The sequence below is a fragment of the Mesorhizobium sp. M7A.F.Ca.ET.027.03.2.1 genome (assembly GCF_003999175.1).
GTDB lineage: Bacteria > Pseudomonadota > Alphaproteobacteria > Rhizobiales > Rhizobiaceae > Mesorhizobium.
Map to the genome: position 1 here is coordinate 1 of NZ_RZOM01001269.1, position 1536 is coordinate 1536.

2 protein-coding genes are annotated in these 1536 nt (G+C 65.1%); both read left to right on the forward strand.

Annotation, left to right across the window (positions count from 1 at the left end; genetic code table 11):
- Window positions 1-406: ADP-ribosylglycohydrolase family protein (locus EN750_RS33710; RefSeq protein ID WP_189526660.1), on the forward strand; the 406-nt coding region annotated here is incomplete at its 5' end.
- Window positions 403-1374, forward strand: a complete 972-nt coding sequence (locus EN750_RS33715) for a PfkB family carbohydrate kinase (RefSeq protein ID WP_127399226.1) — start codon at window positions 403-405, stop codon at window positions 1372-1374. The genes EN750_RS33710 and EN750_RS33715, both read left to right, overlap by 4 nt.
- Window positions 1375-1536: the final 162 nt, after the last annotated feature.

Here is a 1536-nt window from a genome sequence, read left to right on the forward strand (position 1 = left end):
GCTCGGACATTGGGTCACCGGCGGCGACATCGCCGCGCGTATCGTCTGGGCGCAGGACATCGTGCGTGGCAAGGCGATCAGGGATGCGATCCGGCTGATCACCGATCTGGTCGGCACCGGCGTCGCCAGTCAGGAATCCGTTCCGGCTGCCTTCGCCGTGCTGGAAGTCGCCCGTGGCGACCCCTGGCAAGCAGCCATCATCAGCGCCAATCTCGGCGGCGACACCGATACGATCGGCGCCATCGCTGCCGGCATGGCCGGCGCCTGCACCGGCTTTTCCCGATTGCCGCAAGAGCACATCCTCCGGCTTGTCGGCATCGACTTGTCAGAGGTTGGCGCGCTCGCCGCCGACCTTGTCGCGGCAAGGGCGGCGAAAGCCGGCTCCAGCAAGGACGCGGCGGCGTGAGCGGCCGTCTCGTCCATATAGGCAGTGCCGTGGTCGATTATGTCTACCGCATCGACGCTTTGCCGGCGCCCGGCATGGAAAAGACGGCATCGAGCTTCGCCCAGGTCGCCGGCGGCGGCTTCAACATGATGGTGGCGGCCAGCCGCACCGGCATGCAGGTGGTGTTCGGCGGCCAACTCGGCAGTGGGCCGAATGGCGACTTCCTGCGCACCGCCTTCATGGCCGAGAACATCGCGACACTGACGCCGCCATCGCCCTTGATGGACAGCGGCAATTGCGTCGCCATGATCTCCAGCGACGCCGAACGCACCTTCGTGTCATGGCCAGGTGCGGAGAGCATACTCAGCCTCGAAATGATGGCGCCGGTCGCGGTGGCACCGGGCGATTGGGTGTTCACCTCCGGCTATACGCTGAGCTACCCCAAGAGCCGCGATGCGCTCACCGACTGGATCGAGGCGCTGCCGGCGAATATTCCCTTCGTGTTCGACCCGACCCCGGTCATCTCGGATATTCCACGCTCCATCCTGTCGCGGGTGCTTGCCCGCACCACATGGCTGAGCTGCAACACGATGGAGGCGGCTGAGATCGCCGGTTTGGGCAATGTCGAGGCTGTCGCTGCACGACTTCTGGTCGACCATTGCCCACGCGCTGCGGGCGTGGTCATCCGCGCCGGCGCGAAGGGTTGCCATATCAGGCTGGCCGATGGCTCAGCCCAGACCATTGCCGGCTTCAAGGTCAACGCCGTCGACACCAATGGCGCCGGCGACACCCATATCGGCGCTTTCGTCAGCGCGCTGGCGCACGGAATCTCGCCCTTCGAGGCAGCGCGCTATGCCAATGCTGCTGCTGCTGTTTCGGTCACCCGCCATGGCGGCTCGTCGGCGCCGACGAATCGCGAAATCCAGACATTCCTGAGCCATGCCGCCGACCCATCGGGAGCAGGCCGGACACAGAAGGCCAATGCATAACAGCTGGAAAAGCCTGACAAGCCCGGGAACCGGGCAAACCCACAGAGAGGAACCAACCATGCGCATGCCTGATTTGACTGCTCTGCTGACGGCGACCGCCGTCTTTACCTCCGCACTTGCGTTCGCCGCCAAGGCCGACGAAGTGCATGTGCTCAACTGGAA